Raw genomic sequence first — 292 nt, 5'->3', positions numbered from 1 at the left:
TTTTTGCGGTATAATAAAAGCATCTCGAATTAAAAGGAGAGTGCCTTCATGGGAAAAGCAATAGAAGATAAAGATTCACAACTAGTATATTTAAAAGAACGTTTAAATATGTTCATTGAAGTAATTGATACAATTGAACCTGAAGAAGTAGAGTTAGAAGATGTAGATCGTCTTCTTGCGATGTTAGATGAATTAGAATTAAAATGTGAGCAATTTAAAAAAGACGAATAATAAATTAAAAAGGCTGCCAATGCAAAATTGGCAGCCTTTTTCTGTATGGATAATAGAACGA

General features: G+C 30.5%; 1 protein-coding gene. It reads left to right on the top strand.

Annotation, left to right across the window (positions count from 1 at the left end; all coding sequences use genetic code 11):
* The first annotated feature begins 48 nt into the window (after positions 1 to 48).
* Positions 49 to 231, top strand: coding sequence for an SE1561 family protein (locus tag ACSG5Z_RS31300; protein WP_000513547.1), 183 nt, complete (start codon positions 49 to 51; stop codon positions 229 to 231).
* The last annotated feature ends 61 nt before the right edge of the window (positions 232 to 292 follow it).

Source organism: Bacillus pretiosus, assembly GCF_051294775.1.
In the GTDB taxonomy this organism is placed as follows: Bacteria; Bacillota; Bacilli; order Bacillales; family Bacillaceae_G; genus Bacillus_A; species Bacillus_A wiedmannii.
This window is presented reverse-complemented; position numbering and strand designations above follow the sequence as displayed.

Excerpts from the sequence above, each read along its gene's own strand:
- ACSG5Z_RS31300 (WP_000513547.1), top strand. The coding sequence starts at position 49 with ATGGGAAAAGCAATAGAAGATAAAGATTCACAACTAGTATATTTAAAA.